The 17,618-nt window shown below is 65.7% G+C and carries 17 protein-coding genes; 4 read left to right on the top strand and 13 right to left on the bottom strand.

The features are described 5' to 3' along the window. Positions 1 to 78: 78 nt before the first annotated feature. From J8I34_RS16165 to J8I34_RS16190, 6 genes are all read right to left on the bottom strand, one after another. Positions 79 to 1,077 (bottom strand): tripartite tricarboxylate transporter substrate binding protein, encoded by a 999-nt coding sequence (locus J8I34_RS16165; RefSeq protein ID WP_209806440.1) that lies wholly within the window; start codon positions 1,075 to 1,077, stop codon positions 79 to 81. Between the two features lie 133 nt (positions 1,078 to 1,210). Then, on the bottom strand, positions 1,211 to 2,044 hold the full coding sequence (locus J8I34_RS16170; protein WP_029047688.1) for a phosphate/phosphite/phosphonate ABC transporter substrate-binding protein: 834 nt from the start codon (positions 2,042 to 2,044) through the stop codon (positions 1,211 to 1,213). Next, positions 2,041 to 3,042, bottom strand: a complete 1,002-nt coding sequence (locus J8I34_RS16175; protein WP_029047689.1) for an ornithine cyclodeaminase family protein — start codon at positions 3,040 to 3,042, stop codon at positions 2,041 to 2,043. The genes J8I34_RS16170 and J8I34_RS16175 overlap by 4 nt, the downstream gene beginning before the upstream one ends. Positions 3,043 to 3,428: 386 nt before the next feature. Further along, positions 3,429 to 3,698: a hypothetical protein gene (locus tag J8I34_RS16180; RefSeq protein ID WP_029047690.1), complete on the bottom strand. Its 270-nt coding sequence runs from the start codon at positions 3,696 to 3,698 to the stop codon at positions 3,429 to 3,431. Further along, positions 3,695 to 5,107, bottom strand: a complete 1,413-nt coding sequence (locus J8I34_RS16185; RefSeq protein ID WP_209806441.1) for a LutB/LldF family L-lactate oxidation iron-sulfur protein — start codon at positions 5,105 to 5,107, stop codon at positions 3,695 to 3,697. The genes J8I34_RS16180 and J8I34_RS16185 overlap by 4 nt, the downstream gene beginning before the upstream one ends. A 17-nt stretch (positions 5,108 to 5,124) precedes the next feature. Then, positions 5,125 to 5,850 carry a (Fe-S)-binding protein gene (locus tag J8I34_RS16190; protein ID WP_029047692.1) on the bottom strand — a complete coding sequence of 242 codons (726 nt, stop codon included), beginning with the start codon at positions 5,848 to 5,850 and terminating at the stop codon, positions 5,125 to 5,127. 235 nt (positions 5,851 to 6,085) lie between these two features. Between J8I34_RS16190 and J8I34_RS16195 the strand changes: the two genes are divergently transcribed. The 3 genes from J8I34_RS16195 to J8I34_RS16205 all read left to right on the top strand — a co-directional run bounded on the left by J8I34_RS16195 (position 6,086) and on the right by J8I34_RS16205 (position 9,189). Further along, positions 6,086 to 6,871: an IclR family transcriptional regulator gene (locus J8I34_RS16195; RefSeq protein WP_029047693.1), complete on the top strand. Its 786-nt coding sequence runs from the start codon at positions 6,086 to 6,088 to the stop codon at positions 6,869 to 6,871. A gap of 154 nt (positions 6,872 to 7,025) precedes the next feature. Beyond that, positions 7,026 to 7,754 carry a FadR/GntR family transcriptional regulator gene (locus tag J8I34_RS16200; protein ID WP_209806442.1) on the top strand — a complete coding sequence of 243 codons (729 nt, stop codon included), beginning with the start codon at positions 7,026 to 7,028 and terminating at the stop codon, positions 7,752 to 7,754. Positions 7,755 to 7,776: 22 nt separating this feature from the next. Continuing rightward, the gene (locus tag J8I34_RS16205) at positions 7,777 to 9,189 is read left to right on the top strand and encodes an FAD-binding oxidoreductase (RefSeq protein WP_209806443.1); all 1,413 of its coding nucleotides are present in this window, start codon (positions 7,777 to 7,779) and stop codon (positions 9,187 to 9,189) included. A 63-nt stretch (positions 9,190 to 9,252) separates the two neighbouring features. On the opposite strand, the gene pbpG is transcribed toward J8I34_RS16205, so the two are convergent. The 5 genes from pbpG to J8I34_RS16230 form a co-directional block, all read right to left on the bottom strand. Beyond that, on the bottom strand, positions 9,253 to 10,467 hold the full coding sequence (gene pbpG, locus J8I34_RS16210) for a D-alanyl-D-alanine endopeptidase (RefSeq protein WP_156914389.1): 1,215 nt from the start codon (positions 10,465 to 10,467) through the stop codon (positions 9,253 to 9,255). A gap of 251 nt (positions 10,468 to 10,718) precedes the next feature. Next, positions 10,719 to 11,432 (bottom strand): nitroreductase, encoded by a 714-nt coding sequence (locus tag J8I34_RS16215; protein ID WP_209770538.1) that lies wholly within the window; start codon positions 11,430 to 11,432, stop codon positions 10,719 to 10,721. A 25-nt stretch (positions 11,433 to 11,457) separates the two neighbouring features. After that, on the bottom strand, positions 11,458 to 11,904 hold the full coding sequence (locus J8I34_RS16220) for an acyl-CoA thioesterase (RefSeq protein ID WP_029047698.1): 447 nt from the start codon (positions 11,902 to 11,904) through the stop codon (positions 11,458 to 11,460). A gap of 97 nt (positions 11,905 to 12,001) precedes the next feature. Continuing rightward, on the bottom strand, positions 12,002 to 12,928 hold the full coding sequence (locus tag J8I34_RS16225) for a DMT family transporter (RefSeq protein ID WP_209806444.1): 927 nt from the start codon (positions 12,926 to 12,928) through the stop codon (positions 12,002 to 12,004). Continuing rightward, positions 12,925 to 13,845: a histone deacetylase family protein gene (locus J8I34_RS16230; RefSeq protein ID WP_209806445.1), complete on the bottom strand. Its 921-nt coding sequence runs from the start codon at positions 13,843 to 13,845 to the stop codon at positions 12,925 to 12,927. Before J8I34_RS16230 ends, J8I34_RS16225 begins: the two co-directional genes overlap by 4 nt. Positions 13,846 to 14,204: 359 nt before the next feature. Between J8I34_RS16230 and phaP1 the strand changes: the two genes are divergently transcribed. Then, positions 14,205 to 14,783 (top strand): TIGR01841 family phasin PhaP1, encoded by a 579-nt coding sequence (phaP1, locus tag J8I34_RS16235; RefSeq protein WP_029047701.1) that lies wholly within the window; start codon positions 14,205 to 14,207, stop codon positions 14,781 to 14,783. Positions 14,784 to 15,143: 360 nt separating this feature from the next. Here phaP1 and lpdA read toward each other — a convergent pair whose 3' ends face one another. Further along, positions 15,144 to 16,916: a dihydrolipoyl dehydrogenase gene (lpdA, locus tag J8I34_RS16240; protein ID WP_209806446.1), complete on the bottom strand. Its 1,773-nt coding sequence runs from the start codon at positions 16,914 to 16,916 to the stop codon at positions 15,144 to 15,146. Between the two features lie 33 nt (positions 16,917 to 16,949). Continuing rightward, positions 16,950 to 17,579: an Ntn hydrolase family protein gene (locus J8I34_RS16245; protein ID WP_029047703.1), complete on the bottom strand. Its 630-nt coding sequence runs from the start codon at positions 17,577 to 17,579 to the stop codon at positions 16,950 to 16,952. Positions 17,580 to 17,618 lie beyond the last annotated feature (39 nt).

Genomic DNA, 17,618 nt, shown 5'->3' on the forward strand with positions numbered 1-17,618 from the left:
GGCTACATAATAGTCTCAAAAATAGCCGAAACCCAGCGCCGATGCGGGTTCCGGCTATTTGGGAAGTCAAAGTTCGGGCTAGTCGATCGTGATACGGCGCTGCTTGATCACTCCCGCCCACCGCGTACTCTCCTTCTGGATGGCCGCAGCCAGCTGCTGCGGCGTACCGCCCGCCGCCTCCATCCCCAGCGTCGCCAGCTTTTCCTTCAGCACCGCATCGGCCAGCACCGCGTCGACGTGCTGGCTGAGCTTGCGCACGACCTCAGGCGGCGTACCCGCCGGTGCCATCAACGCATACCACGACACCGCCTCGAACTTCGGGAAGCCCTGCTCCGCGATCGTCGGCACATCGGGCAGCACCGTCGAGCGCTGGGCGCTGGCCACGCCCAAGGCACGCAGCTTGCCGGCCTTGATGTAAGGCAGTGCCGCCGACAGCTGGGCGAACATCATCGTCACCTGCCCGCCGACCACATCGGTCATGGCGGGGCTCACGCCCTTGTACGGTACGTGGTTCAGCTTGACGTTGGCATCGAGCTGCAGCAGTTCGCCGGCCAGGTGCGCCTGGCTGCCGGCGCCGGGCGAGGCGAAGCTCAGTTCGCCGGGCTTCTGCGCGGCAAGCTTGAGCAGATCCGCCAGTGACCTGACAGGCGTGGCCGCGTTGACCACCAGCACGTTTTCAGCGGTGGCGAGCATCGCCACCGGCGCCAGGTCGGACTGCTTGTAAGGCAGGTTCGGCATCAGCGTGGGATTCACCGCGATATTGCCGACCGGCACCAGCGCGAGGGTGTAGCCATCGGGCGCGGCCTTGGCCACCATGTCGACACCAATGGTGCCGGCGGCGCCGGCCTTGTTCTCGACCAGCACGCTTTGGCCGGTGGCCTTGGCAACGCCTTCCCCGACGGCGCGCGCCAGCACGTCGGCCGGGCCACCGGGGGCGAATGGCACCACAATGCGCACCGGCTTGGCGGGATACGCCGGCGGCTGGGCATGCGCCGCCGCTGCGCCGAACCATGTCGCGCAGGCTGCCGCGCAAGCGAACAGGCACTGCGTGGCAAGGCGCCGGATGTCAGGATTCATGAAAGGATTCAAAGCAGCATTTACAGCGAATTTCATGACGGTTTCCCCAATTTGGCAGTAATCAGGCTATGGCTCCTCCACCGCGCCGGCAGTCTTGTTCTCGCCAATGGCCGTGTGCGGTCCGACGCGTTGCCTATCCCGTGCCCCGCTCTCCGGCCGCGGGATCGGTCAGCGCAAAGCTCGCCAGATCCGCTTCGTTCGCCATCGCGGGCAGGCAGGCGTAGTCGGCGGGTTGCACCGCGGCGAAGCGCGCCAGCCCCAGCATGGCCAGCAGCGCGGCGCCCGCGGCATCCTCATGCATGCCCAGCAATGCCGCGCGCACGCGCGCACACTGCTGCGGATCGGCTCCCGCCGATGCGACCAGCACCGGGATCGGTGCGGGCGGCGTCAGCGCCAGCGTCTTCAGTTGCGCAACAAGCCCAGGGGCATAGCGGCGCAGCAGGTCCATCACATAGCTGTCGATCACCCCCACTTCAGCATCGCCTGCAAGCACGGCACCGATGACCTCGCTCGGCGTTGGCGTCACCATCGCAGCGGGCCGGTACAGCGCCCGCGTACCCGCCGGTGCCAGCCGCATCAGGTAATGGCGCGGCGCGTTATAGCCCGAGTTCGACTCAGGCAACATGCATGCCAGCCGCCCGCCGAAAGTCTGCGCCAGCGACTGCGCCGGCGCATCGGCGCGCATGATGAACTCCGTGAAGTACACTGGCCGTCCGTCGTAACGCGACCGCGACGGAACCGGCGCGGCCAGCAACTGCGGCGTTACCGGCGCGCTCGCGTACGGATAGCCGCACATGAACACGCAGCCGCAGTCCTGCCTCGCCCACAGCGCGTTAATCGGCTCTGGCGCCGGATGCCCGACATACGGCAACGCCACGCCCGCACGCTCGGAAACGCGCGCCAGCAGTGCGCGCCATGCCCCTTCGGCCTGCGGCGTTACCGCGTACATGCGGGCATTGGCGATCATGCGTACACCAGCTTCTGGCCCAGCCCGCGCTGCCCGGCCTTCTTCAGGATGGCGTGTCCCAGCGCGATATCGCTCAGCGACAGGCCGCGGTGCCAGAACAGGTTGGTCTCGTCGTCGCTCTGGCGGCCCGGCTTGCGTCCGGCGGCGATCTCGCCCAGTTCGCCGTATAGCGTCTGTTCCGACAGCTTGCCCGCTTCGACATGCGCGCGCAGCGAGCCGAACATGCCGCCCTTGCACTGCCCCCAGTCGTCCACCACCATCCTCGTCATGATGTCGGTCAGCGACAACTCGACCGCGCTCATGGTGCCGTAGGGCACCACAAACGCGCCGGGCTTGATCCATTCGGTCTTGAGCATTGGCGTCGGGCGTTCCAGGCGCGAGGCCTCGACCACGATGTCGGCGCCACGCACGCACGACTCCCAGTCCTCGGTCACGACGATCTTCTTGCCGAGATCGCGCTCCAGCCGCGCGGCAAAGGCATTGCGGCTTTCCGGCCGGCGCGAATGCACGCGGATCTCGTCGAAGTCATAGAGGCTGTCGAGCAGGCGCACGTTCCAGTACGAGGTGCCGCGCGCGCCGATGTGGCCCAGCACCTTGCTGTCGCGGCGTGCCAGGTGCTTGGCGCCGAGCGCGGTCAGCGCGCCGGTGCGGGCATCGGTGATGAAGGTGGCATCGATCACCGCTACCGGCATGCCGGTGCGCGGATCGAACAGGTTCAGCATGGCCATCTCCGAAGGCAGGCCAAGCTTGTAGTTGTCGACGAAATCGCCAACGACCTTGACGCCGGCCAGCCCCAGCGGCGCCACGTAGCCGCGCAGCACGTTGAAGTGGCCGTTGAAGGCGGGATCCGGCATCAGGTGCACGCGCGGCTCGATCACGGTCTGGCCGTTGCCCTGCGCGACCAGTGCCTGCTCCACCGCCTCGATGATTTCGGCGTCGGTCATTTCCAGCCGCGCAATGTCCCGGCCGTTGAGGTAGGTAAGATGAATATCAGCCATATGGTCGCCGCCCTCCAGGTCAGTGTGTGTGGTGTATCGATGGAGTCCAGTTTAGGTATGGCGCCATTGACTGTCATATGCTTATATGTCCGCCACCCTTAACATCAGGTTAATCCCACGAGAATGAACCTGCGCGCAAGCGAGGCGGTCGCTTGGCGAAGTCAAGGCGGTCTTTAAGGGGATCGAGCCTGCTGGCACGAGATGTTCGGCAACGCTGGCGATCCGGCCCGGCATGCAGGTTCAGGTCGAGCGGGCCTGTGTGGCGGGGGCGTTGTGCAGGCGGAGCCGCTGTCGCGGCTGTCGCTGGAATTCGTGGAGACGCTGAAGGGATGATGAAGCGTTGCGCGGAAGGGGCCGCTGAAGGGCCCCGGCGAAGCGTTGCGGCCTCAGGCCGTTGCCGCCTTGTCCAGCCAGCGCGCCAGCTGGTCCGTCACCGCGCTGCTCGAGAACGAGCAGCTGTCCTGCGCAAACACTGCCGACATCTCCAGCCTGCGTAGCAGTTCTTCCATCGCCTGCCCATAGACAGGAGGCAGCGTCAGCCCGCTGCCGGCATCGCGCCATGCGCGCACGAGTTCCTGCGCGGGCATCGACCCGGTAACGTGCTGGTCCAGTGCGGCGCGCATGCGCGCCAGCGTTTCCGTGTTGGCTGCGCTCATGAACGCGCCCTCCTTTCCTTGTAGAGTTCGCGGAACGTGCGGCCCGACGGGGCCGGCATGTCGCGGGTTTCGGTCCAGCCCTTGCCGGCCATCGGCAGGCTGGTGATCAGCCGGTTGCCGCCGCCCATGCGGCCCAGCAGCCAGGCACCGATGCGCGTGGCAAAGGCATACAGGTCGGGCCGCTTCGCCACGTAGCCCCAGGCCTTCAGCGCAAACCGCTCCTGCCACGGCCGCAGACCGCGTTCCATCTGCTTCTCGCGCAGCTTGCGCAGCAGATCCGACAGCGGGATAGAAGCCGGGCAGACCCGGTTGCACTCGCCGCACAGGGTCGCCGCCTGCGGCAGGTCCACCGCATTCGCCAGGCCTACGTAGCTGGGCGTCAGCACGCTGCCCATCGGCCCCGGATAGACCCAGCCATAGGCATGGCCGCCGATCTTCTGGTAGACCGGGCAATGGTTCATGCACGCGCCGCAGCGGATGCAGCGCAGCATCTCCTGGAAGTCGCCGCCGATCAGCCCCGAGCGGCCGCCGTCGACCAGTACGAAGTACATATGATCGGGGCCGTCGCGTTCGCCTTCGGCGCGCGGGCCGGTCAGCAGCGAGAAATAGTTGGAGATCGCCTGGCCAGTGGCCGAACGCGGCAGCAGGCGCATGACCGTGGCCAGGTCTTCCAGCGTCGGCAACACCTTCTCGATGCCGGTCACGGCCACGTGCACGCGCGGCATCACCGTGCACATGCCTTCGTTGCCTTCGTTGGTGACCACCGCCACCGAGCCGGTCTCGGCAATGATGAAGTTGCCGCCGGTCACGCCCATGTCGGCGCTCAGGAATTCGGGGCGCAGCACTTCGCGCGCCTCGCGGGTCATCTCCGGGATGTCGGTCAGGCGCGGCTTGTGGTGGACTCTGGCGAACAGGTCGGCGATCTCGTCCTTGTCCTTGTGCACCACCGGCGCAATGATGTGCGACGGCGGCTCCGAGTCGTTGATCTGCAGGATGTACTCGCCGAGGTCGGTCTCGATACTCTGCACGCCCATCTCGCCCAGCACCTGGTTCAGGCGCATTTCCTCGGTCACCATCGACTTGCTCTTGATGACCTTCTTCACGCCGTGCTTCTGCGCGATCTCGGCGACCAGGCGCGCGGCGTCGGCGGTGGTCTCGGCGAACAGCACCGTGGCGCCGCGCCTGGTAGCGTTCTGCTCGAACGTCGCCAGCCAGACGTCGAGGTCTTCGAGCGCGCGGTTGCGGCGTTCCTTCAGCGCCTCGCGCGTCGCGTCGAAGTCGATGTCGCGGATGGCATCGGCGCGTGCCGTGACGAACTTGGTCGAGAGCTTCTTCAGGTTCTGCTGCAGGCGCTGGTCGGCCAGCTTCTGGCCGGCGCGCGCCTTGAATTCCATGCTGTGGACTTGCATCGTGGCGTCTCTCGTGGTCAGGCGTCGCCGGCCAGCACCTGGGCGATATGCAGCACGCGGGTCTGGCTGTCGCCGGTGCGGCGCAGCCGGCCTTCGATATTGAGGATGCAGCCGAGGTCGCCCAGCACCACCGCGCCAGCGCCGCTGGCCTTGATGTTGGCGCACTTCTCGTCGACGATGGCCGTCGAGATATTGCCGTACTTGACCGAGAAGGTGCCGCCGAAGCCGCAGCAGGCTTCGCAGTCCTTCATCTCGGTCAGCTGCACGCCGGGCAGGCGCGACAGCAGCTCGCGCGGCTGCTGCTTGATACCCAGCTCGCGCAAGCCGGAACAGGAGTCATGGTAGGTAATGTGCCCGGCAAAGCTGGACGGCAGCGTCTCGACGCGCGCCACGTTGACCAGGAAATCGGTCAGCTCGTACACCCGTTCCCGCAGGCGCGCATAGCGGCCGTTCAATTCCGGATCGTCGCGCAGCAGGTCGCCGTAGTGGTGGCTGATCATGCCGCCGCAGCTTCCCGACGGGACCACGATGTAGTCGAACATCTCGAACTCGCGCAGGAATTTCTCGGCGAGATCCCGCGAGACGGCGCGCTCGCCCGAGTTGTACGCCGGCTGGCCGCAGCAGGTCTGCGCCTCGGGCACCATGACCTCGTAGCCGGCGGCTTCCAGCAGCTTGAGCACCGAAAATCCGATCTCCGGACGCATCAGGTCCACCAGGCAGGTGGCGAACAGACCGACTCGCATTGTTGGCTTCTCCAGACCCCAAAAACCCCGCAATTATGCGCGCCTTGGACCGCGCGTGGCGCACAAACGGTTCATCGCCGCATTGAATCCGGTGCAAATCAGATCACTTTGCCGGATGACATCACCCCAGGATTCTTACGGTAATGTCATTTCACCTATTGAAATTTTCACGATGCGAGATAGAATCAGGCAAACACATAAAAATGCCGCAAAGCAACATTTCTCTCTCCTAGCTATGTCCGAAGCAGACAAGTCACCGGGCAAGACGTCCATCCAGGTCATCGAGCGCATGATGACGCTGCTGGACGCCCTCGCCCAGCACGCCGACCCGGTCAGCCTGAAAGAGCTGTCGCTGGCCACAGGCCTGCACCCCTCGACCGCCCACCGCATCCTTAACGACATGGTGGCCTGCCGTTTCGTCGATCGCTCCGATCCGGGCAGCTACCGTCTTGGCATGCGCCTGCTGGAACTGGGCAACCTGGTCAAGGCGCGCCTGTCGGTGCGCGACGCCGCGCTGGCGCCGATGCGCGCGCTGCACCGCGTCACCGGGCAGACGGTCAACCTGTCGGTGCGACAGGGCGACGAGATCGTTTATATCGAGCGCGCCTATAGCGAGCGCTCCGGCATGCAGGTGGTGCGCGCCATCGGCGGCCGTGCGCCGCTGCACCTGACCTCGGTCGGCAAGCTGTTCCTGGCCGCCGACGAGTCGGCGCGCGTTCGCAACTACGCCACCCGCACCGGGCTGGCCGGACATACCCGGACCTCGATCACCGACCTGACCAAGCTGGAGCGCGAGCTGAACTGGGTCCGCACCAACGGCTATGCCCGCGACAACGAAGAGCTGGAACTGGGCGTGCGCTGCATTGCCGCCGGCATTTACGACGACTCGCGCCGGCTGGTGGCGGGCCTGTCACTGTCTGCCCCGGCCGACCGGCTCCAGGACAGCTGGCTGCAGAACCTGAAGGAAACCGCGCTGCAGATCTCGCGCGGCATGGGCTACGTATCAGAAGCCGCTGCCTGAGCGCAGCTTCGTTCCGCCAGCACCACGACGCGCGGGCCGCCAGCGATGGCGCCCCGCGCGTTTTGCATCCGGCGCCGGACATATCAGGATCAGGCTCAACACTAACGTTTACCCTTAGTTTTCAGATAACCAGCAAACCTTATAATCGCCCACCATGCGAACCCGTGCCGTCACCCTCACCGAACAGGTCACCCGCCAGGTGCGCGCCGATATCGAAAGCGGCGCGTACCCGGTCGGGACCCGGCTGCCGACCGGCAAGCAGCTCTCGGAGCAGTACGGCGTCAGCGCCGCGGTGATACGCGAAGTCACCGAGCATCTGCGTTCGCAGGGCTTTGTCGAGACGCGCCAGGGTGTCGGCTGCACCGTGCGCTCGCGCACCGGCGCGGCGGGATTCCAGCTGCCGCGCGAGCCGGATATCGACGCCGCCGGCCTGGCGGACCTGTATGACCTGCGCATCGACCTGGAGGGCGCCGCGGCCGCACTGGCGGCGGTGCGCCGCACCGATGACGACATCGCCGCGCTGGCAGGGCTGCTGCAGCGGCTGCATGCCCACCTCTACGACGGGCAGCCGGCAGCCGATATCGACGCGGCCTTCCATATCGGCATCGCCGCGGCGACGCATAACCCGTACTACCGCCAGTTGCTGCAGTACCTGAACCTGCAGCTGCACCAGGCGGTCGCCACCGCGCGCGCCAACACGCTGCGCCAGCCTGGGCTGGCCGAAGGCGTGCATGGCGAGCATGAAGCCATCGTCGACGCGATCCGCCGCGGCGACGCCGAAGCGGCCCGGAGCGCAGCGGTCACCCACCTGCAGAACGCGGCGCGGCGTCTTGGCCTGACGCTGCGCGCGCGTGCCGCCAGCCCGTCCCTCGCACAGTCCTGACACCACGGAAACACGGAACAACATGCAAACCGCTCAACTCGCCCAACGCCTCACCGAAGCGCTCGGTGCCGACACTGTCCTGACCAACCCGGACGACATCGCACCGTGGCTGTCGGACTGGCGCGGCATCTATCGCGGGCAGGCACAGGCAGTTGTGCGTCCGCGCAATGTGGAACAAGTCTCGCGCACACTGGCGCTGTGCCAGCAGGCAGCGGCACCAGTGGTGCCGCGCGGCGGCAATACCGGCCTGTGCGGCGGCGCCACGCCCGACGCGCAGGCCGCCAACGTGGTGCTGAGCCTGGACCGCATGAACGCGGTACGTTCGCTCGACACCATCGCCAATACCATGGTGGCCGAAGCCGGCTGCATCCTCGGCAACCTGCGCCGTGCCGCACAGGAAGCCAACCGGCTGCTGCCCCTTTCGCTGGCGGCCGAGGATTCGTGCCAGATCGGCGGCAACCTTGCGACCAATGCCGGCGGCGTCAACGTGGTGCGCTACGGCATGACGCGCGAACTGGTACTTGGCGTGGAAGCCGTGCTGCCCAACGGCGAGGTGTTCAACGGCTTGCGCACGCTGCGCAAGGACAACACCGGCTATGACCTGAAGCAGTTGCTGATCGGCTCGGAAGGCACGCTGGGCGTGATCACGGCGGCGGCGTTGCGGCTGTTCCCGCGCACCGATACGCGCAGCGTGGTGCTGGCGGCGGTTGCCTCGCCGGCGCAATCGCTGGAGCTGTATGAACTGCTGTTCGCGCAATGCGGCGCGCGCCTGCAGGCGTTCGAGTTCTTTACCGGCGATTGCCTGGACCTGGTGCTGGTGCACGCGGAAGGCGTGCAGGAACCGTTCGCGCAGCGCTACCCGGCCTATGTGCTGGTGGAACTGGCGGACACCACGGATGAGGATGCACTCAACGCGCTGCTGGAGCGCGTGATCGGCGAAGCGCTGGAGCGCGAACTGTGCCTGGACGCGGCGGTCTCGGCATCGCTGGCGCAGTTGCAGGCGATGTGGAAACTGCGCGAGGAAATCTCCGAAGCACAGCGCGCCGATGGCCCGCACCTGAAGCACGACGTGTCGCTGCCGATCGAGCAGATCCCGGCGTTCATAACGTCAATGGAAAGCCGCCTGCGCGCGCTCGACCCGGCGATCCGGCCTTTTGTCTTCGGCCACTTCGGCGATGGCAACCTGCACTACAACCTGTCGCGCCCGGCCGGCGCCCCCAGGGACTGGGCAGCGACCCATGGCGATGCGGTCACTGACGCGGTGCTGGATGAAGTGATGCGCTACGGCGGCAGCATCAGCGCCGAGCACGGCATCGGCCAGCTCAAGCGCCATGCCTTCCTGGCGGTCAAGGATCCGCTGGAGTTGCGGCTGATGCGGGAGATCAAGGCGGTGTTCGATCCGGCCGGGATCATGAACCCCGGCAAGCTGCTCTGAGCGCTGTCGCGCTGGCAAAAAAAACGCGCCGGGCTCCGGCGCGTTTTCATTGCAGGTCAGCGATCAGATGCCGCGAGCCTGCTGCGAAGCCAGGATCGCGTGCGCGCCGCCCGGGCGCTGCGTCAGGTTAGGGGAAGAGGGAAAGCCGTGCGGCTGCGACGGCGAATGCTCGAGCCAGTCCTTGACCCGGTTGGCATCGGCAAAACGCGACAGCTTGCCCGCCGAATCCAGGAACACCATCACCACGTTGCGGCCCTGCACGCGCGCCTGCATCACCAGGCACTGGCCTGCCTCGGAGATAAAGCCAGTCTTCTGCAGGCCGATCTCCCAGTTGCCGCCGCGCACCAGGCGGTTGGTGCTGACATAGTGCTGCGTGCGGCCCATCACGTTGACTTCATGCTCGGTCTGGGTCGAGAACTCGCGGATGGTCGGGTTGCGGTACGCGGCATTGACCATGCGCACCAGGTCCATCGCGCTCGACACATTGCTGCTCGACAGGCCACTCGAGTCGACGAAATGGCTGTCGTTCATGCCCAGCTCGCGCGCCTTGCGGTTCATCGCCTGCACGAAAGCCGGCAGCCCGCCCGGATAGTGGCGGCCCAGCGCCGAGGCGGCGCGGTTCTCGGACGACATCAGCGCCAGCAGCAGCAGTTCCTGGCGGGTCAGCTGCGTACCGAAGCGCAGGCGCGAGCTGCTGTGCTTCTCGGTGTCGCGATCGTCCTCGGTGATGGTCAGCACCTCGTCCATCGGCAGGCGCGCGTCCATCACCACCAGCGCGGTCATCAGCTTGGTGATCGAGGCGATCGGCAGCACGGCCGAGGCGTTCTTCTGGAACAGCACCTCGTTGGAGCCCTGGTCCATCACCAGCGCCACGCTGGAGCGCAGCGCCAGTGCGTCTTCGGTATCGCGCAGCCCCATCGCCTCGCCCAGCGACGGCTTGGCCGGCGTGAACACGGCGCGCACCGGCGCGGCGCGATGCGCGGCCACGACCTGGCGCTTGCCGTTTTTCAGCACGATCACCTTGCGGCCGGAACCGGCTTCACTCCTGGCGACCCTGCTGCTGCGCGACTTCGCGGACACAGTCTTGGAAGCGGATTTTTTGGTGACTTTAGCGGTAGTTGCCTGCTTTTTAGACGCTTTTTGCGTACTTGCAGACTTGCTGGCAGCCTCAGCGACGGGAGCTGCAACCATCGACACCGACACCAGCACCGCGGCGGCAACGGCGGACAAGGGCGTGGAGCCGAAGAATCTGGAAAAAATGGAATCAGACCGAAACATGATTCGTTCAGCGCATCAGGAATGGCGCTAGTGTAGGAAATTAAGAAATTGTTAGCAAGATTAAAGACTTACAGACGCTCCTTAAAGTTCGATTTGCAAACATTTCCACATGGTGGAAAAAGTTGACCTCAGGTCACGTTCGCAAACGAACTGCATTCGCTCCGCCTTGCTCACCCCAGTAACAATTGCGGCCAGTACGGCATTTCGCTCTCTATATCGGCAGCAATCGTTACACATTGATACAAACCTCTCTATGAGAGGAAACGCGCAAACCCGCTTACCGGCTCCCGTTCGGTGGCCAGGCGGTTTTCCGGCGCGTCCGGATCCGCAAACCCCAGCGACATGCCGCACACCACCATTTCTTCGGGTGGCAGCAGCAAATGGCTGCCAATGATCTTGTGGAACTGCGTGAACGCCGCCTGCGGGCAGGTATCCAGCCCGCGCCCCCGCGCGGCAACCATGATGCTTTGCAGGAACATGCCGTAGTCGAGCCAGCTGCCCTGCTCCATGATGCGATCGATGGTGAAGATCATGCCCACCGGCGCATCGAAGAAACGGAAATTGCGCGCGTGCTGCTCATGCATGCGCGCCTTGTCCTCGCGGCTGATCTCAAGCAGGCCATACAGGTCCCAGCCCACCTTGCGCCGCCTCGCCAGGTACGGGTTGGCCCATTCGCGGGGATAGTACGGGTATTCCTCCAGGTACTTGGCATCGCGCTCAGGGTCGTCGTAAGCGGCAAGGACATCGGCGCACAGCTTTGCCTTGGCCTCGCCCGACAGGACATAGACCCGCCAAGGCTGCGTATTGGTGCCGGAGGGGGCGCGGCTGGCGACGGCCAGGATCTCTTCCACGGTCTCGCGCGGCACGGGCGTATCGAGAAAGGCCCGCACCGAACGCCGCGTCAGGATCGCGCGATCCACACACGCCACGGCGTCCTGCGAACCCGGTTGCATCTCGAGGGACATCTTGTTCGTCTCCATCGCCCCGCCCTCACCCTTGCGCGCCTGCGACCGCCAGCGGCAGCAGCGCCTCGCGCAGCGGCGCCGGCAGCGGTACCGGCCGGCGCGTGGCGCGATCGACATAGACGTGGATGAAATGCCCCTGCGCGGCGGCAACCTCGTTGTCGCCGCTGAACAGGCCGACCTCATAGCGCACGCTCGACGTGCCGAGCCTGGCGACGCGCAAGCCTGCGACCACGGTCTCCGGGAAGCTGAGCGACGAGAAGTAATTGCACTGCGTCTCGATCACCAGCCCGATGGTCTTGCCCGACTCGAGATCGAGCGCCCCCTGCCGGATCAGGTAGGTATTCACCACGGTGTCAAAATAACTGTAGTAGACAACGTTGTTAACGTGGCCATAGACATCGTTATCCATCCAACGCGTCGTGATCGGCTGGAAGTACGGATAGGCACTGCGCGGCTCGGCTTGTGGTTTCATGGGGCGAGGAAGGAACTGGGCAGGAACGGAAAGTGGAATCGGAGTGCGCCAGGGCAACTGTTGACGCGTTCGCAACCGCAACACGAACGCACCAGCGCTACCTGCGGATGACCAGTGCCACGCCTAACGCAGCAAGCACCATGCCGGCGGCGGCGAGCGGCGGGAAGCGTTCGCCGAAGAGCAGCCAGGCCATCACGGCGGTGGTCGGTGGCGTCAGATACATGAGGCTAGACACCCTGGTCGCCGCACCTTGGCGGATCAGCAGGAACAGCAGCGAGATGGCGCCGATCGACAACGCCACCACCGACCACGCCAGCGCGCCGATCATGGCGGCGGTCCACTGCACTTCGCGGGTCTCGAACAGGAACATGAACGGCAGGCAGGCCAGCGCGGCGGCGCCGAACTGGATCACGGATCCCATGCGCAGGTCGAACACCGGGCAGAAGTGCTTCTGGTAGACGGTGCCGACGGCAATGCTGATCAGCGCGCCGACCGCCAGCGCCAGGCCTGCCGGCGTCAGCGCGCTGGTGCCGAGCTTGTTGGCCACCACCAGCGCCACGCCGGCGATGCCCAGCAGCAAGCCCAGCCACTGGTGCCCGCTGATGCGCTCGCCCAGCCGTGCGGCGATCAGCGCGGTCAGGATCGGCTGCATGCCTGCGATCAGCGCCGACACGCCGGCCGGCATGCCGAGCCTGATCGCCGCCCACACGCCGCCGAGGTAGCCGGCCTGCAGCAGCAAGCCCGCCACGGCAAGATGGCCGACCATGCGCCAGTCGGCATGCGCCGTGCCCGCCGCGCGCGGCAACGGCACGCCGGCCAGCAGCACGAACGGCACCATCAGCACCAGCACGCCGACAAAGCGCAGAAACAGGAATGTCATCGGTTCCGCGTACGGCATGCCGTACTTGGCGACGATGAAGCCGGTGCTCCAGATCAGCACGAACAGCCACGGCATCGCCGCCACCCATGCCGTCCGGCGGGCGGCGGCATCGGCCGTGCGGCCGGGTTCTGCGGCGGCGCTCATGACGCCGCCGCCAGCACGCCGTGGCGGGCATGGTATTGCGCGGCCAGGCGCACGGTCTGCGCATGGACCGCGACCGTGTCTTCGATCTGGTTACCGTAGCCGCCGGCCATCGCCACCGCTACCGGGAGGCCACGCGCCATGGCGGCGTCGAATACCAGCCGGTCACGCCGTGCCAAGCCAGCGAAGGTCAGTTTGAGCCGCCCGAGCCGGTCGCCCTCGTGCGGATCGGCGCCGGCCAGGTAGATCAGCAGGTCGGGCGCGAAGCGGCTGAACAGCGTATCCAGCGCCACCTGCAACGAATGCGCATAGGCGTCGTCGTCGCAGCCGTCCGGCAGCCCGACGTCGAGGTCGCTGGCTTCCTTGCGGAACGGATAGTTCTTCTCGCCGTGCAGCGACAGCGTGAACGCAGAGGGATCGCCTTGCAGGATCGACGCCGTGCCGTTGCCCTGGTGCACGTCGAGATCGACCACCGCCACGCGGCGCACGTCGCCGTCGCGCTGCAGCACGCGCGCCGCGATGGCCGCGTCGTTGAACACGCAGAAGCCGCCACCCTTGTCGGCATACGCGTGGTGCGTGCCGCCGGCGAGGTTCACGGCAATGCCTTCGCGCAAGGCTGCCCGGCACGCTTCAATGGTGGCGCCGGCGGAGCGCCGCGAGCGCTCGACCATGGCTTCGGACCACGGGAAGCCGATTTCGCGCTGGCGGGCAGCATCCAGCGTGCCAGCGGAAGCGGCCTGGACGTATTCCGGCGTATGCGCCAGCAGCAGCGCATCGTCGCCGGCGCGCGGCGCCTCGGCCAGGCGCAAACCGGGAATCTGGGTTGCAACCGTGTCGCGCAGCATGCTGTACTTGCGCATCGGGAAACGGTGTCCCGGCGGCAGCGGCAACACGAAATGGTCGGCGTAGAAGGCAAGCATGGATCGGCCTGTGCGGTTCTGTTCACGTCTTGTCGGTTTCGCAGGCGGCGGCCAGCCGTACAGCGAGGGAATCCGCGATGGTAGCACCGCTCACCGCACCTCGCCGCCTAGCCAAAATGGCTGCTGCGGCACAAATACCAGCACAGCGGCCCAATATTTTTGTGCAACGCACAAAATGCGCTTGACATTAAACCTGGCTTCCCTAGAATTGGAATTGTTGCGGCGCATCAAACCATCGGGCGCGGCACACAACCACCCACCTACGCCTGGGCTGGCCGAAGCGGGACACACCGTCACGGCCTTGACATCTAGGCGGCTTATTTTTGCTTGACCTTGAAGTTCACCACTGGAGACCAGCAATGATCCTGACCCCGGAACAAGTCGCAGCAGCGCAAAAAGCAAACCTGGAAACGCTGTTCGGCCTGACTACCAAGGCATTTGAAGGCGTCGAAAAGCTTGTCGAACTGAACCTGCAGGTCGTGAAGACCACGTTGGCCGAAAACGTGGAAAATGCCAAGAAGGCCCTGTCGGCCAAGGACGCACAGGAACTGCTGGCCCTGCAGGCCGCAGCCGTGCAGCCGGTCGCCGAGAAGACCCTGGCTTACACCCGTCACCTGTACGAAATCGCTTCGGAAACCCAGAGCGAGTTCACCAAGGTGGCCGAGGCCCAACTGGCCGAAGGCTCGAAGAACGTGCAGGCGCTGGTCGAGAACTTCGCCAAGAACGCCCCGGCCGGTTCGGAATCGACCGTGGCCATCGTGAAGTCGGCGATCTCGGCTGCCAACAACGCCTACGAGTCGGTGCAGAAGGCGACCAAGCAAGCCGTGGAAATCGCTGAAACCAACTTCCAGGCCGCTGCTTCCGCCGCCACCAAGGCTGCCCAGCAAGCCAGCGCCACGGCCCGTACGGCCACGGCGAAGAAGGCTACGGTTGCCTGATAGCTGTTTGCCTTGACGATGGACCGGCTCCGGCCGGTCCGTTGGCAAAGCGCATCGATTCGGCATCTTGCCGGTGCGTTTTGCCAACGATGATGGTGGTGTCCCGACCGAGGATAGCGGCACTGCCTAGTCTGCCGATGTCTCCTCGGTACCGCGGTCTCCTTGTCCAAAGGTATCGTTAAAGCCTGGCCTGCAGAGGCCGGGCTTTTTTTTGCCCGTTTCGTTCTTCCTTCCCGCTTGTATAAGGCCCCGCCCCGCTGGCTCCATCCGTTGGTGGGTTTGACTTCTGGCGGTTAATTGCATTAACAGGGCAAAAAAGAACCCGCCCGAAGGCGGGTTCTGCGTTTCCGTCGGGAACGCTCAGCGCTTGCGCGGCGGCGGCACGTCGGTACACGTGCCTTCGTAGATCTCCGCCGCCATGCCGATCGATTCGCCCAGCGTCGGGTGCGGGTGGATGGTCTTGCCGATATCCACCGCATCCGCGCCCATCTCGATCGCCAGGCACACTTCGCTGATCAGGTCGCCGGCATGCATACCGACGATACCGCCGCCGATCACGCGATGCGTTTCCTCGTCGAAGATCAGCTTGGTAAAGCCCTCGTCGCGGCCGTTGGCAATGGCGCGGCCCGAAGCGGCCCACGGGAACACACCCTTGCTGTACTTGATGCCCTGCGCCTTGCACTCGTCTTCGGTCAGGCCGGCCCAGGCCACTTCCGGATCGGTAAAGGCCACCGACGGGATCTGCTTGGCATCGAAGAATGCCTTCTCGCCATGCGCGGCTTCCGCGGCCACGTGGGCTTCATGCACCGCCTTGTGCGCCAGCATCGGCTGGCCCACGACGTCGCCGATCGCGAAGATATGCGGCACGTTGGTGCGCATCTGCTTGTCGACGTTGATAAAGCCGCGGTCGGTCACGGCCACGCCCGCCTTCTCGGCGGCGATGCGCTTGCCGTTGGGCGCGCGGCCCACCGACACCAGCACCAGGTCGTAGCGCTGCGCCTCGGACGGCGCCTGCTCGCCCTCGAACTTGACGTAGATGCCATCCGGCTTGGCTTCCACCCCGACGGTCTTGGTATTCAGCATGACCTTGCCGAAGCGGTCCTTGTTCTTCTTTTCCCAGACCTTGACCAGATCGCGGTCGGCACCGCCCATCAGGCCCGGCAGCATTTCGACGACATCGATCTCGGCGCCCAGCGTGCTGTACACCGTGGCCATTTCCAGACCGATGATGCCACCGCCGATGACCAGCATCTTGTTGGGCACTTCCGGCAGTTCGAGCGCGCCGGTCGAGTCGACGATGCGCGGGTCTTCCGGAATGAACGGCAGCTTCACCGGCTGGCTGCCGGCGGCAATGATGGCCTTCTCGAAGCGGATCACGGTCTTCTTGCCAGTGCTGCGCTTGCCCTCGCCCTCGGTCAGCTCGACTTCCATGTGGTGCGGATCGAGGAAGTTGCCGATGCCGCGCACCACCTGCACCTTGCGCGCCTTGGCCATGCCGGCCAGGCCGCCGGTCAGCTTGCCGACTACCTGGTTCTTGTAGTGGCGCAGGCCGTCGAGGTCGATCTTGGCTTCGCCGAACAGGATGCCGTGGGCGGCCAGCGCCTTGGCTTCGTCGATCACGGCGGCGTTGTGCAGCAGCGCCTTGGAGGGGATGCAGCCCACGTTCAGGCAGACGCCGCCAAGCGTGCTGTAGCGTTCCACCAGCACCGTGTTCATGCCCAGGTCGGCAGCACGGAAGGCGGCCGAGTAGCCGCCAGGGCCAGCGCCCAGCACCAGCATGTCGCACTGGATGTCGGCACCGCCGCCATGCGTTGCCGCGGCCGGTGCCGCGGCGGCCGGCGCAGGGGCCGGAGCCGGAGCCGGAGCTTGAGCGGGCGCCGGTGCAGCGGCGGCTGCCTGGGCCTCCACGGTGCAGATCACCGCGCCCTGGCCGACCTTGTTGCCCACCTTGACCTTGACCTCCACCACCTTGCCTGCTGCCGACGACGGCACGTCCATGCTCGCCTTGTCGGACTCCAGCACGATCAGGGACTGCTCCAGTTCGACCGTATCGCCGGCCTTGACCAGTACCTCGATCACTTCCACCGCGTCGAAATCGCCGATATCCGGCACCTTGACTTCGATCACACTCATATTTGCTCCTCAATACGCGCCCGCCTCTCGGCTTCAGGGCGCGCCGTCGTTGTTGGTTGCCGCATCCGCCCCCGGGGCTGCGCCATTGTCTGCTTCGTGCAGCTGGACCGTATGGACCTCGATCGGCCCCGATGAACTCTTGTCGAACTCCACGCCCGCATCGACGCCGATGCGCGCGATCTCGCCCGCATCCAGGTCCGGCCGGTCATACACCGCGTGCATTGCGCCCAGCGCGTAGTTGCGGCCCGAGCCGATGCCCCAGAAGCGGTCGAACGAAAACACCTCGCGATACGAGTAGACGCCGAAGATGCCCGCCGGATTGGCGATCAGGCAGACGATCTGCGACGACTCGTAGGGATCGTCCTCGTCTTCCTTGGTGTTGACGAAGTAGTCCGTCTTCAGCTTCTCATGCACCTTCAGGAAGGTGCGGAACACGTCGTCGCGCGAGCCCAGCCTGCACTCCTCACCCAGGCCAGCCAGCAGCGTGCGCATGACCGGGAAGTGCGCGGTCGTCCCGGCCAGCGCGATAAAGCCGTCGCCGACCGGAAAGACCTTCTGGTTGCGCTCATACGCGCGCGACAGCCGCGTATCGCCGAAGGTGACCAGCGCGTCCGCCGCGATCGCCACCTCGGCGCCCTTCTTGACGACAACACAGGTAGTCATGGCTCGCTCCTATCGTCCGGCTTGGGCGCACACCGGCAA

It is taken from the genome of Cupriavidus phytohabitans (assembly GCF_017815025.1).
In the GTDB taxonomy this organism is placed as follows: Bacteria; Pseudomonadota; Gammaproteobacteria; order Burkholderiales; family Burkholderiaceae; genus Cupriavidus.